Source organism: Lentzea sp. NBRC 102530 (genome assembly GCF_030269365.1).
In the GTDB taxonomy this organism is placed as follows: Bacteria; Actinomycetota; Actinomycetes; order Mycobacteriales; family Pseudonocardiaceae; genus Lentzea.
The window spans coordinates 122383-140734 of record NZ_BSTF01000017.1 but is presented as its reverse complement, the minus strand read 5'-3'; the positions used below and the strand labels follow the sequence as shown (position 1 = coordinate 140734).

Genomic DNA, 18352 nt, shown 5'->3' with positions numbered 1-18352 from the left:
CGAGTGCCGGGTGGTCAGGGACGGCGCAGCAGGTAGGTGTCCATGATCCAGCCCTTGCGCTCGCGGGCCTCCGACCGCACCGCGCGGATCTCCGCCGCCACGTCCCCGACCCGCCCCGACACCAGGATCTCGTCGGGCATCCCGAGGTAGGCGCCCCAGTAGATCCACGTGTCGGGGTCCACGCCCTCGAACGAGTACTGCGCGTCCAGCATCACGGCCACGTCGTCCACATCGGACGGCCACCCGGCGGCCAGCCGCCGTCCGGTCGTGATCTGCACGGGCTTGCCGACCTGGTTCAGCGACACGCGGTGCCCGGCCGTCAACGCCGCCACGGACGTGACGCCGGGGATCACCTCGACCTCGAACGACTCCCCGCGCGCCAGCAGGTCGTCGAGGATCGCGAGCGTCGAGTCGTAGAGCGACGGGTCGCCCCACACCAGGAACGCACCGACCTCGTCCGGTCCCAGCTCGGCGAGCAGGCCCCGGACGACGTCGGCACGGTCACGGCGCCATTGGTCGATGGTCGCCTGGTAGTCCGCAGGGGTGCGGTCGCGATCCGGGTCCCGGCCCTCGACCCAGCGGTACGGCCGCGTCACGTGCTCGGCCAGGATCGAGGCGCGCAGGTCGACGAGCTCCTGCTTCACCGACCCCTTGTCCAGCACGAAGTACACGTCGACCGTCTGCAACGCCTTGACGGCCTGCACCGTCAGGTGGTCGGGGTTGCCCGCGCCGATACCGATGACCAGGATCTTTCGCACCCGGCCACCTTAACCAAGCACGTGACCGGAACTCGTGCCCGCCGCCATCGCGAGCCCGCTGCACGTCCTGTGTCGCACGCGGTTCCCGCGTGCGATCGAGCGCCGTGAGGCAGGCGGCGGGGCGGTGGACGGACAGCCGGTCAGGTGTTCAGACGGACCGCTCGTCGAGGAGCCGGACGGTCTTGCCTGTGCGGGGGTTCACCTCCAGCGCCTCCACCCACTCCACCGCCAGCGGCGCCACCACGCCACGCCCGACCTGCAACGCGAACCGCGGGCTGATCACGTCGACCTCGGCCCGCACCCGCTCAGCGTCGTGCTCCGCCGAGGCGATCCGCAGCACCAGCTGGTCCCGCGAGTCCACCCGCCGGATCACGACCTGCACGCCGTTGTGCACCACGCCCGCCCGGTCGACGGCGGAACGCAGGTGGTCGAGGTGCAGCGTCACCGGGCCGACCCGCGCACCCTCGTCGGCCCGCCCGAGCAGGCGGAAGATGCCGTCCTCGACGTCGACCCACGCGGCCAGGTCGCCGACCGGGTACCGGATCATCGGCTGCAACCGGCGGGTCAGGTCGGTCTGCAGCAACCGGCCCGCGACGCCGGGCGTGGTGATAGGCGCGCCGGTGTCGACGTCGACGATCTCCAGCACCGAGCTGTCGACGAACGCGCGGAACACCCGCGGGTCCTCCGAGCCGAGCACCGCCGTGCCGATGATCCCGCCGTCCACGCTGCCGTAGACGAACGACCGGAACTCGGCTCCCGGGAACGCCTGGGACAGCAACGTGCGCTGGTCGTCGTACAACGCCTCACCGCTGAACAGGACCAGCCGCACCAACGGCAACGAGCCGACCGAAGAAACGACGTGCGCGGCCAGCCGGGACAGCGTCGTCGGGAAGCCCGCGACCACGGTCGCGTCGAAGTCCTGCATCGTCGACAGCGTGAACTCGACCGGCGCGCTGCCGGTGACGGGCAGCTGCACGAGGTCGATCGGCGAGCGCTGCAAGGAGTTCAGCGCGAAGATGAAGCTGGAGTACAGCTCACCGGCCGCGAACAGGTTCGCGATGCGGTCGCCGTGCCGGAGTCCCGCCGCGGGCAGCGTTTCCGCGTACGTGCGGCACATCGCGTCCCACTCGGCGTTGGTGTAGAAGGAAACGCGCGGGGCTCGCGTCGTCCCGCCGGTCTTGAAGATCAGGCCGTCGGTGTGGGTGCTGGTCAGCACCTGGTTGTGCCGCACGGTGTTCGCGGCCCAGAACGCGGCCTGGTCGATCACCGGCAGCTCGGCCAGCGGCGTCGACGAGTCGTAACCGTCGTAGAGGTCCTTGTAGAACGGCGAGTGCGTGCGCGCGTAACAGACGAGGTCGAGCACGGACATCACGCGCTCCTGCGCTGGTCGACGACGGCGATCAGCTTGCCGCTGCTGCGCGTCCGCTGGAAGTCCGCCAGCGGCACGTTCTCGACCCGGAACGACAACAGCCGGTCCTTCTCGACGGCCTCCTCGACCTCGGCATAGCAGGACAGGAGCACGCCCCGGCTCGCGGACGGCTCGGGCGCGCGGTCGCGTTCCAGCCGGACCACCAGCTCGTCACCGGCAGCGTTCTCGGTCAGCTCGACCTGCAGCGCGCCGGAGTAGCCGAACTCGTCCTCCAGGATCGTGAGGAACCGCCGGTAGTTCAACGTCTGCGCGGCCGTGCGGAACACGTCCCCGGTGCGGCCGAGCAGCTCGAACCGCGGGGTCTGGCGTTCGCACGGGCAGTCGCCGGGCACCCAGCGGCCCAGGTCGCCGATCTCGTAGCGCTCCAGCCGCTGGCCGCGCCGGGTGTGCGTGGTGACCACGAGCCGGCCGGACGACGCCGGGCGATCGTCGTCGTCGAGGATCTCCAGCGTGTGCAGGCCGGTGAGCACGTGGTGCACCTTGCCGGTGGACGCCGAGCACTGGTACCCGATCGGTCCCGCGTCGACCGTCGCGTAGGCCGCCGACCGGATCACCGAGACGCCGAACTCGTCCCGCAGCCGGGCGATGGCCTGCGCGCCGAAGTGCTCACCCGCGTAGAAGATCTTGCGGATGCCGCCGTACTCCTTCAGCAGGTCGCCGTGCTCGGCGAAGAGCCGCTGCACGAACGAAGGCGCGGTCAGCAACGTGTCGACGCGGTTGTCCACGATGGCCCGGGCGATCGCGTCCAGCTGGCCCCACTCGCCGCCCATCGGGAACTGCACGGCGTTCATGCGTTCCAGCGCGGAGAAGAAGCTCACGAAGCTCGCGTACATGTGCCCGTTGAAGAACAGGTTCATGATCCGGTCGGTCCGCGGGTCGAGCCCGGTGGCGAGCAACGCCTCGGCGCCCACCCACATCTGCTCGTCCCAGTCGGCCCAGGTGTAGGCGGAGAGCTTCGGCGCGCCCGAACTGCCGCCGCTGCGGAAGTACACGTCGGCCTGGCGGTCCTGCAACGTCTCGAAGTCCGCCTTCGCCGTCACCGGGACCCTCGGCACCGGCAGCTGGCGCGACTCGGCCAGCTCGTCGAGCGAGGCGTCGAGCGCGAACCTGTCGTCGAGCTGCACCGACACCCGGTTGCTGTAGCGCTGCAACGCGTACACGCCGTCGTGCGGTTCGCCGCTGTACCCGCCGAGCATCGACCCCGGCGTGGTGATCCGCTGCACGCCGACCGACACGAACGCCCGCGCCAGCGAGGCCGTGTCCGGCCGGTCCGCCGCGAGCCCGACGGTCTGCAGGTACTGCCGCATCGGCCGCAGCACCGAGGTGATCTGTTTGCGCGGCAACGGCTTCACCCACACCGTCCGGTACAGCGGCGAGGTGCGCGGCGCGAACCGCACGTCCGCCAGCACCCGCCAGTGGCCGCCGGCGTGCACCTTCGTGAACCCGAGGTGCTCCTCGAGCTGCGTCACGACGACGGTGTTCGTGATCTCCGCCCACTCGGCCTGCGACGGGTCGCGGGTCGGCGGCCCGGTCAGTTCCAGCACCGACGCGAACCGCTCGGCGAACGCGAAGACCTGCGACGAGTCCTCGGTGTCGAGGTAGATCACCTGCGGGCTGGAGCAGGCCTGCTGCTCCAGCTGGCAGACGTCCGCCGCCAGCGCGTGCAGCGTGTCCACATCGGACCAGAGGTCGGCCGTCAGGTAGGCGAACGACAGCTTCGGGCCCCAGTCGACCACCCGCGTGCCGGGCCGCACCAGCTCCCGGACGCCCTCGATCGCCTCCTCGCCACCCCACACCGCGACGGCGTCGGCGGCGCCGAGCATCCGCGCCGTCCAGTCGGTGCGCGACGACGAGAAGCGCAGCACGACCAGCCGTGCCGCGATCTGCCCGGTCTGGTCGAGCGCGGCCAGCGAGGCGAGCACCTCGGCGGTGAAGCCGGAGTCGTCCGAGGCGACCTTGATGACGTTGAGGTTGCCCGAGAGCAGGCCCTCGACGGCGCTCAGCACGCCTGCGGCCGGGGCGTTGCCCGCGGTCACGTGCGCGAGCAGGCCGAGCGGCACCCAGGCCTCGTAGACGGGCGTGCGGAAGTCGGGCCTGACCATCCGCGCGGGGTCGAGGCCGCCGAGTTCGCGCTGGAGCTTGCGTTCCAGCGAAGCCCTGCTCAGCGCGTGCCGCAACACCTCCAGGGTCTCGTCGACCTCGGTCTCGGCGAGGCCCCACGCGACCAGCGACGGCCGGTGCTGCTCCAGGTCGAGCTTCTCGGCGGCGGCGAGCACGACGAGCGGGTTCAGCCTCGGGCCGGTGATCACCTGCTGGGTCAGGTCGTCCAGGGTGTCGAGCCGCACCGACGCGGCCTCGTCGTCGATCCACGCGCCTTGCCAGAGGTGCCTCATGCCTTGCCCTTCAGGAGTTCCGCGGCCGCGATGGCGCAGGACCGGTTGCGGGAGACGCCGGCGCGGCCGAGGATCTCGAACCACGGGGTCTCGTTGCCGCAACCGCACTCCTCAGGTGCGTGCAGTGCGGCCAGGTCACCCATCAGCACGCTCTGCGCGGGCGCCGAGGTGATGTAAGGCGACATGAACTGGATGTAGCCGGACTCGCCGTGCGGCAACGGTTCCAGCGTCCGGACGTCCCGGACGATCGCACGTGACCACGTCGGCACGTGCAGGTTGTGGCGCGCGCACTCGACGTACGGCACCGAGTGCTCGACGGAGCCGTAGCTGTCCCGGATCCGTTCGTCCGGGATGCCGAGCATCTCCACGACCTTGGCGCGCAGCTCGGCCTTGGAGATCTGCCTGTCGGCGTTGCCCTTCCAGCCACCGCCGAACCAGACCATCGAGTTCTCGTTCAGCTGCAACGGTTCCACGCCCATCGCGCGCATGCGGTCGATGGTGAAGCTGAGGAACGCCGGGAACCCGAAGATCCGCACGGGCTTGCCGTCGTCCGCGAACCGTTGCAGCGCGCGGATGCTGCCGAACGCGTCGAACTCGTGCCCGCTCCCGGTGTGCGCGAGCCCGTACTCGACGGACTCGACCGGCGCGAAGTCGGTCATGAACTGCCCGGTGAACGAGCTGCCGAGCTTGACCGACGGCGTGGGCTGGTTGAGGTTGATCAGGTAGTTCGTCGGGTCCTCGGTGATGAACCCGTTGTGGTCGTAGATGCGCGCGACCATCCGCTGGCCCGCGCGCAACGTCCAGGCGTCCCAGAACATCTGCGACTTCTGCCCGGTCGTGCCGGACGAGGTGGCGTGCACGACGACCTGGCCGCGCGGCACGGACAGCACCTCGTGCATCTTGAAGAAGTTGGCGTGCACGAACGGCTGCTCGGCGATGTCCTTGATCGGTTTGCCGTTCCACAGACTGCGGAAGAACTCGTTGCGCTCGGCGTGCCAGCGGTTCGACTCGTTCATCGCTGCGAGGAACAGGTCGTCGTCGCTGTGGTCGTAAGGGGCTGCGATGTCGCACAACGCCTGGACGGCGTTCAACGACGAGTCCGGCACCCTTGCCGGACCTAAATGCGCGTTCATGCGCGAAACACTCCGTTGGTGTTGAGGAACTTCTGCGTCCACAGCTCGACGTACTGCTCGGTGAACGGCCGGAACGCCTCGTCGATCAGCAGGCCGCGGAAGTCGGGCGGTTGCGGCGTGTGCACCATGACGACGTAGTCGTGGTAGACCTCGCCGTCGCCGCGCATCGCCGGGTACAGCGCCACCGGCAGGAAACCGAAGGCCAGCAACGCGCTCAGCTCGTCGAACTCGTGCAGCGGCACGAGCGTCTCGACGTGCGGCGCGCCCAGCCCGGCCAGTGCGTCGATCACACCGCCGAGGTGCGGCAGCACGGCCTGCGGGCTCGGCGTGGCACCGAAGATCGTGCAGTAGCCGTCGTGGCGGTTGAGGTGGCCGTAGAGCTGGTACTCGCCGTGCTCGTCGGCGAGCAGCACGTTCGGCTTGTGCAGCGGGTAGAACCGCCGCGCCGGGTCGTTGATCGTGCGCTCGAAGTGCCGCTGCACGAACTGCGGCGCCTCGATCACCTCCAGCCGCGACAGGCGGCTCTCGGTGAAGCCGTCGTCCTCGACGAACTCCGGCAGCGCGGACAGCCCGAGCGCGGACTGCGTCGCGGTGACGAGCTTTTCCAGGCTCTTCGGCACCTTGTGCACCTCGGCGCGGCGTTCGAGGACGCCGTCGCGGTGCTTGGCGAGCAGCGTCATCGTCTCGCGCCGGGCGTGCTTGAACAGGTTCGGGACGAGCCCGAGCGGGTGGAAACCGTTGCGCAGGCACACCCGCTGCGGCGCGAGGTGGACCGTGCGGGCGGTGCCGTAGACCGAGTCGACGTCGCCGCTCGCGAGCATCGCGCCGGTGATCTGCCCGACCGCGTGGTGGGCGATGCCGCCGCCCTGCGCGTCCGGGTCGACGACCAGTCCGGCGATCTTGCCGAGCCGGTCGGTGCTCTCGACGTGCCCGGTGATCGAGGCCTGGACCTCGCCGTCCTGCCGCCACACCAGCCACGTGGTGTGCGCGGACTCGATCTCGGCCGCCATGACGGCGGGGTCGGTGCCCATCGCGATGGGGTAGTTCGCGCCGTGCGCCCGCCGGTAGAGCCTCAGCAGGTCGTCGACGTCGTCGAGTCGAGCCGGCTCGAACTCGGGTAACACTTCCTGTGCCTCCTCCAATTGCTCCGACGAGATAAGCACAGGAGGAGAGAAATCTATTCGCGGTGGCGAGCGGAATCACACGAACCCTCAAATCCACCTCAATAACGATGGTTCGAACGGGTGAATTCGTGCAGGTGGGGGCTGTGATCGAGATCGCGTACCGGATTTTCGCCTGTCATTCACCTGTCACAGTGGTCGCCATTTCAACGAAGCGGCGACCACTTCGAAAACAAGCAACTAGTGGGCAAGCACGTGCAGAATCCGGACCGGCTTCTTCGGCGCGCCGTCGAGCAGGCCGTCCGGCTGCGGCACGATCCCGGCCTGCACGATCCGGTCGAGCGTGTCCATGCCGTACGTGACGTGACCCATCACGGTGTAGAGCGGCTGGATGTTCGCGAACGAGTGCACGATGAAGAACTCGCTGCCGTTGGTGCCGGGCCCCTGGTTCCCGTACGCGATGGTGCCGCGCGGGTAGGTCTCCTTCCCGGTCACCTCGTCGGCGAACTTGTAGCCGGGCCCGCCCTCCTCGGCGCGGTAGATGTCACCGCACTGCAGCACACCGAGGCGTGCGGTGTCGGTGAGCCGCCAGCACTGCGACATCGTGTAGAACCAGCTCCGCGCCAGGTGGGCGAAGTTCTCCACGCCGCACGGGGCGTTGGCGCGGTCGAGGTTCGCGATCACCACGCCGTAGTTCGTCACGATGGTGACCTTCACGGTGCCGCGGGCGGGCACGACGGCGTTCGGCGGCTGGACCGGGCGCGCGGCCGGGTTCTCCGGCGTCGGGGTGAACTCGCAGCGGACCGTGGGGGTGGCCGGCGCGGCGGACGCGACCGGGGCGAGGACGACCATCATCAGGACAGCGAGCAGTAGCCTCATGGCTGCCGACCGTAGTCGCCGGATAACGCCTTGTCAGCCCACCTGGATCGGGGTGGTGGCCGTGCTGCTGGAGCTCCACCGGGAGTGGCTCACACGCTGACGGTCTCGCGCTGCTCGACCGGGGCACGCCGGGGCCTGCGCTCCAGCCACCACTGCGACAGCAGCAACGGCACCACCCAGCCCGCCCACGTCGAGATGCCCGCGATCGTGTTCGGCAGCTGCTCCTCCGGCACCCGGTCCGCGAACGCCAGGAACGCGACCACTCCCCAGATCCGGTTCGTGATGATCGAGACGGTCAGCACGAAGCTGCGGATCATCCACGTGCGGTGATCGCGGAACCGGCGCTGCCGGGCCGCCCGCCAGGCCAGGCCGGTGAACGCCAGCCACAGCACCGCCAGCAGCACGTTGCTCACCATCGCCACCGGCCCGAACGGCGTCATCCAGCCGATGACCAGTCCGGACAGCCCGGCGGGGAGCACGCCCGCCAGCACGTAGACCCGGCCGATGCGGCGGTGCCACGCGGGGAACCTCGAACGGAACCACGGCCAGATCTGCACCACGCACGTGAGGATGGCGACCGACGCGCAGACGACGTGCACCACGAGCAGGGGGTAGTGCGGTCCCCAGTCCGACTGCACGCGCGACTGCAAGCGATCACCGGTCAGGTACGGCGGCAGCGAGAACGCCACGAAAGCCAGCACCACGAACGCCAACGGGCCCACCCAGGGCTTGCGCAACCACGTCATGGCGTCACGGTGGCGGCACCCGCTGACCGATCGCGCACCGCTCGCTGACGTCCGCGCACCGCGCGCAAGGGCTGCTGGTCAACGGCCTGAAACCAGCGCTGTCCTGCGCTTCTGACACCCCGCTGACACCTGACGGGGTGCAGCTGTCAGGTCGCTGTGAGTGGCGGTCGGCAAGGTCTTCCCCATGACCGGCTACGTCACCGACTGACCCAGCGCCCCCAGCGCGAAAACCATTGAAGGAGAAGCATGTTCAGCAGGATCGCCAGCGTTGCAGGGGCGGCCGCGATCGTCGGCGGCGCGATGCTCGGAATCACCTCGCCCGCCAACGCCGAGACGGTGCCCGGCTGCGGGAGTCACTCCCCGATCGGCACCACCGCGCACATCACGAGCGGCGGCGTCACGATCGGTTCGGTCAAGCAGTTCGCCGCCTGCGGCAAGAACTGGGCCTACACCTACGTCTGGGAGGGCTTCCGCTCCTCGCACTCCAACTGGGAGGTCTGCGTCTCGGTCGCCACCGGCTCGTCGGCGCCCTACTCGCTCGAAGGCCTGAAGTGCATCAGCAACAAGGCGGACAACTGGTCTTCCGGCACCAACACGCTCAACGTCTGCACCCACGCGGTCGGCAACATCAAGTGGGGCAGCAACCACCCGACCGCCCGCACCAGTGTCCGGTGCTGACATGAGGAAGACAGTGCTCACGGCGGTCGCCGCCCTGGCCGTGCTGACACCGCTCACGAGCGTCGGCACCGCCCAGGCGGAGGTCCGCACGTTCACCGCCACCACCGCCCTCGACGGCCGCACCGTCAAGGACCCGGGCGTGCCCGTCGGGGCCAAGCGCGTCGCCGACATGTACCTCAAGGGGCAGAAGGTGAACGTCGTCTGCCAGGACTCCGGTCCCGACTACGGCGGCAAGAAGATCTGGGACCTCACCACCGAGGGCCTCTGGATCCCGGACGGCTACACCAGCAACACCTCGGACACGATGGTGCTGCCGAAGTGCGCCGCCTCGAAGTCGTTCCCCGCCAAGGTCGACCTCAACGGCCGCAGGAACAAGGGCGACGCCGCGACGGCGCCCGGTTCGGTCGTCGACAGGTACCGGGCGGGACAACAGGTTCCGGTCAAGTGCCAGGCGCAGGCCGAGAGCGGCACCATCTGGGACCTCACCACCGATGACCTGTGGGTGCCCGACAACTACCTCACCACCGGCACCGACGGGTACGTGCAGGGCCTGCCGCGCTGCGACACCGACGGCATCGAGCCGGGGGAGACGCCGCCGGGCAACGCCGTCCACGGTCGCAGCAACGGTCCGGCCGGTCCGGCGACCGGCACGAACGCGGAGAAGGTCCGGCGTGTGATCGACACCGCGAAGGCCCAGCTCAACAAGGGTTATCTCTACTCGTGGGGAGCCGGCGGCAAGGGTGGCGCGTCCTACGGCGTGCACCACTACCCGGACAACGACCCATCGCAGGGCGACGACTACAACCGCCTCGGCTACGACTGCTCGGGCCTCACGCTGCACGCCTTCTGGAAGGGCGCGGGCCTCGACATCGGTGCCTGGACGGGCGCGCAGCACACCAAGGGCCGTGCGGTGGCCATCGCCGACCGCAAACCGGGCGACCTCGTCTTCTGGGGGCGCTCCGACAACGACTCCGACTCCACCACACACGTAGCCCTCTACCTGGGTGACAACAAGATCCTCGAAGCCTCGCCGCCACGTGACGGCAAGAGCATCCGGATCAGCGATCTGAACAGCCACGGAACGCCGTACACGAAGGTCCGCCGGATCTTCGGATGATGAGGGGAAAACCATGAACGTCAAGAGAATCGTCTCCGGCATCGCGGGTCTCGCGATCGGGATGGGCGTGCTGGTGCTCGGTGGCCCGCAGGCCAGCGCCGCCACCAACTTCGAGCTCCCGTTCCCGTGCGGGCAGACGTGGTCGGGCCAGACCCGCACCAACCACAGCCCGCAGCTCGCCCTCGACCTGAACCGCGGCGCCGACGAGGGTGACGCCGTGGTGGCGTCCGCGTCCGGCACCGTCAGCAAGGTCCGCAACGAGGGCAGCACGAGCTACGGTCGCTGGATCGAGATCGACCACGGCAGTGGCTGGACGACGCGCTACGCCCACCTGTCGGCGCAGCGGGTGTCGGTCGGCCAGGCCGTCTCGCAGGGCCAGACCATCGGCAACGTCGGCAACACCGGCGGTTCGACGGGTGCGCACCTGCACTTCGAGCAGCTGCTGAACGGCTCCCCGCAGAAGATCAAGTTCGGTGGGTCGACGATCCTGTACTACGGCACCAAGGACTACAAGTCGAACAACAAGTGCGGTGGCGGTGGCGAGACCAACCCGTACACCCCCGAAGAGGCCTGTGGTGACGGCTACAAGGTGATCGACGGCGCCAACGTGACCGGTGGCCGCGTCTCCCTGCTGTACAACGCCTCCAACGGCTACAACTGCGTCGTGACGATCAAGACCACCAAGATCGGCTCGGCGTCCGACGTCGGCTCGTTCCTCGAGGTCCAGGGCGATGCCCGCACGACCGACCGCGGTGACTACGGCTACTACGCCGGCCCGGTGAAGAAGAAGGCGCCCGGCAAGTGCGTCAAGTGGGGCGGCAACGCCGGTTCCTCCACCTACACCAGCGCCTTCGAGCACTGCGGCTGAGTCAGCCGAGAACGCTGTCCAACAGGTTGTCCCTTCGCAGACCGGGTGTGCCGAGCAGTTCGGCCGCCCGGTCCGCGGGCGTGTCCGACGCCTTCGCGAGCACCAGCCAGGCCACGCCCTCGCCGTACCGGTCACCACGGGCACCGGTGATCTCCAGACAGCGTTGAGCGTCCTTTGTGGCCTGTGCGCGATCACCCAGTGCCAGCAGGACTTCCGCCCGGCACAGCAACGCCTGCCACTCGTCGTTGTGCTCGCCCGTCACCCGGCACAGCTCGATGCACTCGCTCAGCGCCGCTTCCGCTGCACCCGAGCGACCGAGCTTGAACAACGCCTGTCCTTGCGACGCCAACGCGTACGCCGTGCCGGCCGCGTCCTCGTGGTCCCGCGCGTGCTTCAGGCTCTGCTCGGCGGCGTCGAGTGCCTCCTCGTACCGGCCCGCGACCTGGTGCACCTGGGCCAGCGCGGACAACGGAACCCGTTGCGCACCAGCGGGTCCGTGTTCCGCCGTCAGCTCGATCGCGCGGGCCAGGGTCGCGGCCGCGGCATCGAGCTCGCCCAGTTCCCGCTGGATCCCACCGATCCCGGCCAGCGCGCGGCCCTGCCCGAACGGGTCGTCGGCCCGCGCCCGCAGCACCTCTTCGAGCTGGGCGAGGGCGTCGGCGAACCGCCCGATCCGCCGGTTCGCGGCCGACCGCACCAGCAACGCCGTCTGCAGCGCGGCCGACGTGCCGAGCGTGCGCGCCGCCTGGTCCGCGATCTCGCCCAGCTCCACGAGGTCCGCGACCCTGTCCTGCTTGAACAGGTGCGGGTAGAGCATGTGCGCGATCGCCAGCCCGTGCTCCGCCGGCGCGGCCGACGACACCGAGGACCGCGCCGCCGCCAGGAGGTTCTCGGTCTCCTCGGTCAACCACCGCAACGGTTCGTCGATGTCCTGCTGCGCCAGCGAATGCGTGAGCGCGCCGTAAGCGTGCGGCCGCAGCTTCTTCAGCGCCGCCGCGAGGGTGGAGCGGTAGTGCGCCAACGCGCGGGCGAGCGCGGCTTCCCGTTCGCCGCCGACCTGCTCGGCACCGAACAACCGCAGCAGGTCGTGCACCCGGTACCGCTCCGGCCCGCACGGTTCCACGAGCTTGGCGTCCACCAACGGGTCCAGCGCGCGGTCCACGTCGTCCTGGCCCAGCAACGCCCGTGCCACCGGCTCGCCGACGGTCGGCACGGCGAGGCTGCACAGCAGGGTGAACGCCCTGGTGGACGCGGGGGACAGCCCCTCGAAGCCCATCCGGAAGCTCGACCGCACCGCCAGGTCGTCGAAGTCCAGCTCGTCCAGCCGGTGCCGCTCGTCCGCGAGCCGCCTGGCCAGCGTCGCCGTCGTCCAGTCCGGCCGCGACCGCAGCCGCGCCGCCGCGATCGTCAGCGCCAGCGGCAGGTGGTCGCAGGCCCGCGCGACCTGCCGGGCCGCCTCGCCGTCGTCCCCGAGCAACCGCACGGCGTCGGACTCGGGCAACGGGTCGAGCCGCACGTGCCGCGCGCTCAGCGTCGCGAGCATCCGGCGGCTCGTGATCAGCACCGTCGACCCCGGCTCGCCCGGCAGCAGCGGCACGACCTGCGCCGCGTCGACCGCGTTGTCGAGCAGCACGAGCACCCTGCGCCGCGCCAGCGCCGACCGGTAGAGCGCGGCGGCCTCGGAGGGGTCGGCCGGCACGGCCAGCGGCGGCGTCCCGAGCGCGCGCAGGAACCGCCGGATCACCTCGGCCGGCCGCAGCGGTGACCGGCCGGGGGTGGCGCCGTGCAGGTCGACGTACAGCTGCCCGTCCGGGAACCGCCCGGCCAGCGCGTGCGCGGCGGTGGTCGCGAGAGCGCTCTTGCCCTGGCCGCCGGGGCCGTGCACGGCGATCACGGGGTCCGCGCACGACGTGATCAGCTCGATCTCCGCGAGCCGCCCGACGAACGGTTCCGGCCGCGCGGGCAGCTCGCGCGGCACCGCGGGGATGTCGCCCCGCAGGATCGCCGTGTGCAGGTCCCGCAACTCCTGACCGGGGTCGATGCCGAGCTCGTCGGCCAGCAGCCGGCGGCCCTCGTCGTACGTCCGCAGCGCGTCCGCCTGCCGTCCGCCGCGGTGCAGTGCCACCATCAGCGCGCCGCGCAGCCGTTCGCGGGTCGGGTGCTCGGTGACCAGCCCGGTCAGCTCAGCGACGACCTCCTGGTGCCGGCCCTCGGAGATCGCCTTGTCGGCTCGGCGCTCGGTCGCCGCGAGCCGTTCCTCCTCCAGCTGGCTCGCGAACCGCGTGTTCGTGGTCAGTTCGACGAGCGCCGGGCCGCGCCAGTACCCCAGGGCCTCGTCGGGGTCGGCCGCGTCCCGGAACAGCTCGAGGTCGAGCGAGCGCGGCGGGATGACGAGCCGGTAGCCCTGCCGGGTCCACTCCAGTGACACACCGGGCAGATCTTTCAACGCCCTGCGCAACTGCGAGACGTGCACCTGCACGGCCTTGCGCGCGCTGACCGGGGGATCACCCTCCCAGAGCACCGACATGAGGTGGTCGACGCTGACGGACTGGCCGGCGTGCAGCAGCAGCAACACCAGCACCTGCTGCGGCTGGCCTGCGGGAACGCGGACGACGCGCCCCTCGTGCGTGACGAGCAGCGGCCCCAGCACCCCGAACCGAACGCCGTCCACGGCCACACGATAGTCGTTGATCACGAACTGGCTTCTGTTCTGCAACTTGCACTCCAGCAACGGTCAACGACGAACGTTGTGCAAACTGCTTACCGGCCGGGAGGTCGGGAATATCAGTGGTACAAGGTGCACGAATCCGCGCCGAGCTGCGAAAAGTCGTGCGAAAATCGTTCGGGGGACCACTCGGTGGGACGGATCGGCGAAGTGCGAGATCAACGTCGTGGTGGTAGCGGAAAACAGAACAGGGATTTGCGGTAGCGTCCGTATTGGTGGATCACCTCATTGGAGTAACGGCGGTGCCGCGATCATCCCGAGTCGGGCATCATCACGTGGCTCGACCAAGTCGTAGAACGAGGGGTCTCGTGTGACCATCTTCCGTGCAGGCCGCACCGGAGCGTGGTGGATGTACCTGGTGGCGGGTCACCTGCTGCTGGGCCTCTACTACCTGATTCCGGTCAGCCCTGCGGGGACAACGGGGCAAACGGTACGGGTGGTGCTCTACTGCACGATCAGCGCTTCGGCCGCCATCGCGACATTCGCGGGTGTCAAGCGCAACCGGCCCCAATGGCGCAGGCCGTGGGTGTTCCTCGCACTGAGCCAGGTCGTTTACGCGATCGCCGACCTCACGTTCTACGCATCTCACTACATCTTCGAGCACACGGTTTACCCGTCCTACGCGGACATCTTCTACCTGGGGCATTACCCGTTGATGGTCGCGGGCGTGATCCTGCTGATCCGCCGGCGCACCCCCGGACTCGACCTGCCGAGCCTGCTCGACGCCGCCGTCCTCGCGGTCGTCGCGGGCATGGCGTCCTGGCTCTACGTCATCGGCCCGCAGGCCCGCCTCACCTCGCCGGTGCTGGTCAAGATCGCCTCGCTCGGCTACCCGATGATGGACCTGGCGCTGTTCGTCGTCGCGTTGCGGCTCATCTTCGGCGCCGGGCCGCGGCCGCGCGCGTTCGTGCTGCTGACGTGCAACCTGCTCGGCATCCTGACCGCGGACACCATCTACGTGCTGCAGCGCCTCGACGGCAGCTACCACGCGGGCAACTTCCTCGACGCCATCTGGCTCTCCGCGAACCTGTGCATCGGCGCGGCGGCGCTGCACCCGACGATGGCGCGGCTCGTCGACCGGGCGCACGTCAAGGACGTCGGCCTGAGTCGCGGCCGGATCATCGCGCTGTGCTCGGCCGTCCTCGCCGCCCCCGTGCTGATGCTGGTGCACGACGTCGGCCAGTCGTCGCAGGACGTCCTGGTGATCGCGGTGGGCAGCGCGGTGCTGTCGCTGCTGATCATCGCGCGGCTCGCGGGCCTCGTCGCCGACCAGCGCAAGCTCGCGATCACCGACAGCCTCACCGGCCTGCACACCCGCCGGTTCTTCGAGGCGCAACTGCCGCTGGAGATATCCAGGGCACGGCGCAACGACGGCTCGGTCGCGGTGTTCATCATCGACGTCGACCGCTTCAAGTCCATCAACGACAACTACGGCCATCCCGCCGGGGACGACGTGCTGATGGAGGTCGCGGCCCGGCTGCGCGCCGCCTCGCGCGCCGGTGAGGTGCTCGCCCGGTACGGCGGCGAGGAGTTCGCGCTGCTCGTCCCGGACGCGGGCCCCGGCCGGCTGTCGGTCATCGCGAACCGGCTGCGCGAACGCGTCGCGGAGAAGCCGATCCCGGTCAACGCGGGCAACGACGACATCCCGTTGTTCGTCACGGTCTCGGTCGGTTCGGCGAGCTTCCCGACCCACGGCGACGGTCCCGACGACATCGTGGTGATCGCGGACCGCGCGCTGTACGCGGCGAAAGCGGCCGGGCGCAACAGGATCGCGGTCGGCCCCGAGCCGTTGCCCGCGGTCGATCCGGACACCGACGGCGCGATGGCGGAGTTCCTCTGCCAGGTCGCGGACCGCGTGGACGGCTGGCTGCACCGCTACGACCACAGCCGCTCGGTGTCGCGCTGGGCCGGCGTGGCGGCGGGGGAGTTCGGCCTGGACGCGCCCACGATCCGCGTCACCCAGCTCGCCGGGCGCCTGCACGACATCGGCAAGGTGATCATTCCCGAGGTCGTGCTGACCAAACCGGGCGCACTGTCCGAAGAGGAATGGCGGCTGCTGCGCCAGCACCCTGACTTCGGCTACCGGCTCGCGCGCATGGTGCCGGGGTTCGCGGGCGTCGCGCACGTCATCAGGCAGCAGCACGAGCGGTACGACGGCGGTGGGTACCCGGACGGGTTGCGCGGCGCCGACATCCGTGCGGAAGCACGCATCCTGTCCGTGTGCGTCGCCTGGGCGGCGATGCGGTCGAACCGTCCACATCAGACCGCATTGGACGAGAACCGGGCACGGCGGGAACTTTGGGCCGGTCGCGGCGAACAGTTCGATCCGGACGTAGTGGACATGTTCCTCGACCTGCACACGCAGGGCAGCATCGGAATGCTGCGTCCGTCCGGTTTGTCCGTGCAGGAAGCAGGATTCCCGGCCGACTTCAGGCCGTGATCGACTGACCGTGCCATGCTCTCGCCATGAGCACGGAGTACGCCATCCCCGCCGAGGTGCCGAGCCCGGAACGACCGGCGCCGCCCGGCGGACCGCTGGGCAGGTGGCTGCTCGCGGACCGGGTGGCACCGAGCGGCCCGGAGAGCCACGAGTCGCACGCCGAGCCGCACGCGTGGTGGAAGGTCATGACGCTCACCGGCGTCGACTACTTCTCCACCCTCTCGTACCTCCCCGGCATCGCCGCGCTGGCCGCCGGAGCCCTCTCGCCCCTCGCGACGTTGCTGATCGTGGCGCTGACGTTGCTCGGCATGCTGCCGATGTACCGGCGGGTGGCGAAGGAGAGCCCGAACGGCCAGGGGTCCGTGGCGATGCTGGAGGACCTGCTGCCGTTCTGGCGCGGCAAGATCTTCGTGCTGGTGCTGCTCGGGTTCGTGGCGACGTCGTGGATCATCACGATCACCCTGTCCGCCGCGGACGCCTCGGTGCACGCGCTGGAGAACCCGTACGTGCCGGCGGCGTTGCACGGCACCGAACTGTGGCTCACGATCATCCTGCTGGTGATCCTCGGCGGCGTCTTCCTGATGGGCTTCAGCGAGGCCGTGGGCGTCGCGATCCCGTTGGTGGCCGTGTTCCTCGCGTTGAACGCCGTCGTGGCCGTGGTCGGGCTCGTGGACGTCTTCGCGACGCCGGACGCCCTGGACCGCTGGATCTCGGCGCTGGGAGCGCACGGCGACGGGTTCTTCGGTGTCGTCGGGCCCGCGATCCTGGCCTTTCCGTTGCTGGTGCTCGGTTTGTCCGGCTTCGAGACCGGCGTGAGCATGATGCCGCTGGTGTCGGCGGACGGGAAGACGCCGGAGCAACGGCTGGAGAGCCGCGTCCGCAACACCCGCAAGCTGCTGACGACGGCCGCGCTCATCATGTCGGTGTACCTGGTCGCGACGTCGTTCATCACGACCGTCCTGGTGCCGCAGGAGAAGTTCGCGCCCGGTGGCCCGGCGAACGGCCGCGCGCTCGCCTACCTCGCGCACGAACTGCTCGGCGAGGCGTTCGGCACGGTCTACGACATCAGCAGCATCCTGATCCTGTGGTTCGCCGGTGCGTCGGCGATGGCCGGGCTCATCAACATCGTCCCGCGCTACCTGCCGTCCTACGGCATGGCGCCGGAATGGGGACGCGCCGTCCGCCCGGTGGTGATCGTCTACACGGTCATCTGCATCATCATCACGATCATCTTCAACGCCGACGTGAACGCGCAGGCCGGCGCGTACGCGACGGGCATCCTCGCGATGATGGTCTCCGGATCGTTCGCGGTGACGGTCTCGGCGTGGCGCAAGAAGCAGCGCGGCGCGGGCATCGGGTTCACCGTGCTGACGCTGGTGCTGCTGTACGCGTTGGTGGAGAACGTCATCGAGAAGCCGGACGGCATCACGATCTCCATCGGCTTCATCATCGGCATCGTCGTGATCTCCCTGGTGTCGCGGATCTCGCGCACGACGGAGCTGCGGGTCGACAGCATCGAGTTCGACGAGCAGGCCCGCCGGTTCATCACCGAGACGATCGCGAACGACGGCCGCATCACGTTGATCGCGAACCGCCGCCAGACCGGGGACGAGGCCGAGTACGTCGAGAAGGAGACCGAGCAGCGCGGCATGAACCCGGTGCCCGGCACGGCGGACGTGATCTTCCTGGAGATCGACATCGTCGACCCGTCGGCGTTCTCGAACGTCCTGTGCGTGTCCGGCGTCGAGGTGGCCGGGCACCGCGTGCTGCGCGCCTCCGCCCCCGCCGCGCCGAACGCCATCGCGGCGATCCTGCTCGCGTTGCGCGACTCGACCGGCGTGATCCCGCACGCGCACTTCGAGTGGTCCGAGGGCAACCCGCTCGGCCACCTGTTCCGCTACCTGATCCTCGGCCGCGGCGACACGCCTCCGGTCGTACGCGAAATCATCCGCTCGGCTGAGGAGGATCCGTCCCGAAGGCCACGCGTGCACGTCGGATAGCTGGAACACTCCCCTCGGTGCCGCGTCCGGTAACGCTTCGGGCCGCGGCACCGGTACGTCCTACA

General features: G+C 69.6%; 13 protein-coding genes. 5 read left to right on the top strand and 8 right to left on the bottom strand.

The window, feature by feature from the left end:
- Positions 1-14 precede the first annotated feature (14 nt).
- From cobF to QSK25_RS35740, 7 genes are all read right to left on the bottom strand, one after another.
- Positions 15-758 carry a precorrin-6A synthase (deacetylating) gene (cobF, locus tag QSK25_RS35770; RefSeq protein ID WP_285645003.1) on the bottom strand — a complete coding sequence of 248 codons (744 nt, stop codon included), beginning with the start codon at positions 756-758 and terminating at the stop codon, positions 15-17.
- A 148-nt stretch (positions 759-906) separates the two neighbouring features.
- Positions 907-2127, bottom strand: coding sequence for a phenylacetate--CoA ligase family protein (locus QSK25_RS35765; protein WP_285645001.1), 1221 nt, complete (start codon positions 2125-2127; stop codon positions 907-909).
- Positions 2127-4580 carry an acyl-CoA reductase gene (locus QSK25_RS35760; protein WP_285644999.1) on the bottom strand — a complete coding sequence of 818 codons (2454 nt, stop codon included), beginning with the start codon at positions 4578-4580 and terminating at the stop codon, positions 2127-2129. The genes QSK25_RS35765 and QSK25_RS35760 overlap by 1 nt, the downstream gene beginning before the upstream one ends.
- Positions 4577-5713 carry a LuxE/PaaK family acyltransferase gene (locus QSK25_RS35755; RefSeq protein ID WP_285644997.1) on the bottom strand — a complete coding sequence of 379 codons (1137 nt, stop codon included), beginning with the start codon at positions 5711-5713 and terminating at the stop codon, positions 4577-4579. Before QSK25_RS35755 ends, QSK25_RS35760 begins: the two co-directional genes overlap by 4 nt.
- Complete coding sequence (locus QSK25_RS35750; RefSeq protein ID WP_285644995.1) at positions 5710-6837, bottom strand: GNAT family N-acetyltransferase; 1128 nt, start codon at positions 6835-6837, stop codon at positions 5710-5712. Before QSK25_RS35750 ends, QSK25_RS35755 begins: the two co-directional genes overlap by 4 nt.
- Before the next feature lie 237 nt (positions 6838-7074).
- Positions 7075-7713: a peptidylprolyl isomerase gene (locus tag QSK25_RS35745; RefSeq protein WP_285644993.1), complete on the bottom strand. Its 639-nt coding sequence runs from the start codon at positions 7711-7713 to the stop codon at positions 7075-7077.
- A gap of 89 nt (positions 7714-7802) precedes the next feature.
- Positions 7803-8459 carry a DUF2306 domain-containing protein gene (locus QSK25_RS35740; protein WP_285644991.1) on the bottom strand — a complete coding sequence of 219 codons (657 nt, stop codon included), beginning with the start codon at positions 8457-8459 and terminating at the stop codon, positions 7803-7805.
- Positions 8460-8705: 246 nt separating this feature from the next.
- Here QSK25_RS35740 and QSK25_RS35735 point away from each other — a divergent pair, with 246 nt between their 5' ends.
- From QSK25_RS35735 to QSK25_RS35725, 3 genes are read left to right on the top strand one after another with little or no spacing between them, the layout of a single operon-like run.
- Positions 8706-9137, top strand: coding sequence for a hypothetical protein (locus QSK25_RS35735; protein WP_285644988.1), 432 nt, complete (start codon positions 8706-8708; stop codon positions 9135-9137).
- Between the two features lies 1 nt (position 9138).
- Positions 9139-10254: a C40 family peptidase gene (locus tag QSK25_RS35730; protein ID WP_285644987.1), complete on the top strand. Its 1116-nt coding sequence runs from the start codon at positions 9139-9141 to the stop codon at positions 10252-10254.
- A gap of 13 nt (positions 10255-10267) precedes the next feature.
- Positions 10268-11122, top strand: coding sequence for a M23 family metallopeptidase (locus tag QSK25_RS35725; RefSeq protein WP_285644985.1), 855 nt, complete (start codon positions 10268-10270; stop codon positions 11120-11122).
- Between the two features lies 1 nt (position 11123).
- On the opposite strand, the gene QSK25_RS35720 is transcribed toward QSK25_RS35725, so the two are convergent.
- Positions 11124-13793 carry an AfsR/SARP family transcriptional regulator gene (locus QSK25_RS35720; protein WP_285644983.1) on the bottom strand — a complete coding sequence of 890 codons (2670 nt, stop codon included), beginning with the start codon at positions 13791-13793 and terminating at the stop codon, positions 11124-11126.
- Positions 13794-14157: 364 nt separating this feature from the next.
- On the opposite strand from QSK25_RS35720, the gene QSK25_RS35715 reads away from it, so the two are divergent.
- Together QSK25_RS35715 and QSK25_RS35710 are read left to right on the top strand one after the other, a co-directional pair.
- Positions 14158-16287: a bifunctional diguanylate cyclase/phosphohydrolase gene (locus QSK25_RS35715; protein ID WP_285644982.1), complete on the top strand. Its 2130-nt coding sequence runs from the start codon at positions 14158-14160 to the stop codon at positions 16285-16287.
- A 26-nt stretch (positions 16288-16313) separates the two neighbouring features.
- Complete coding sequence (locus tag QSK25_RS35710; protein ID WP_285644980.1) at positions 16314-18287, top strand: APC family permease; 1974 nt, start codon at positions 16314-16316, stop codon at positions 18285-18287.
- The last annotated feature ends 65 nt before the right edge of the window (positions 18288-18352 follow it).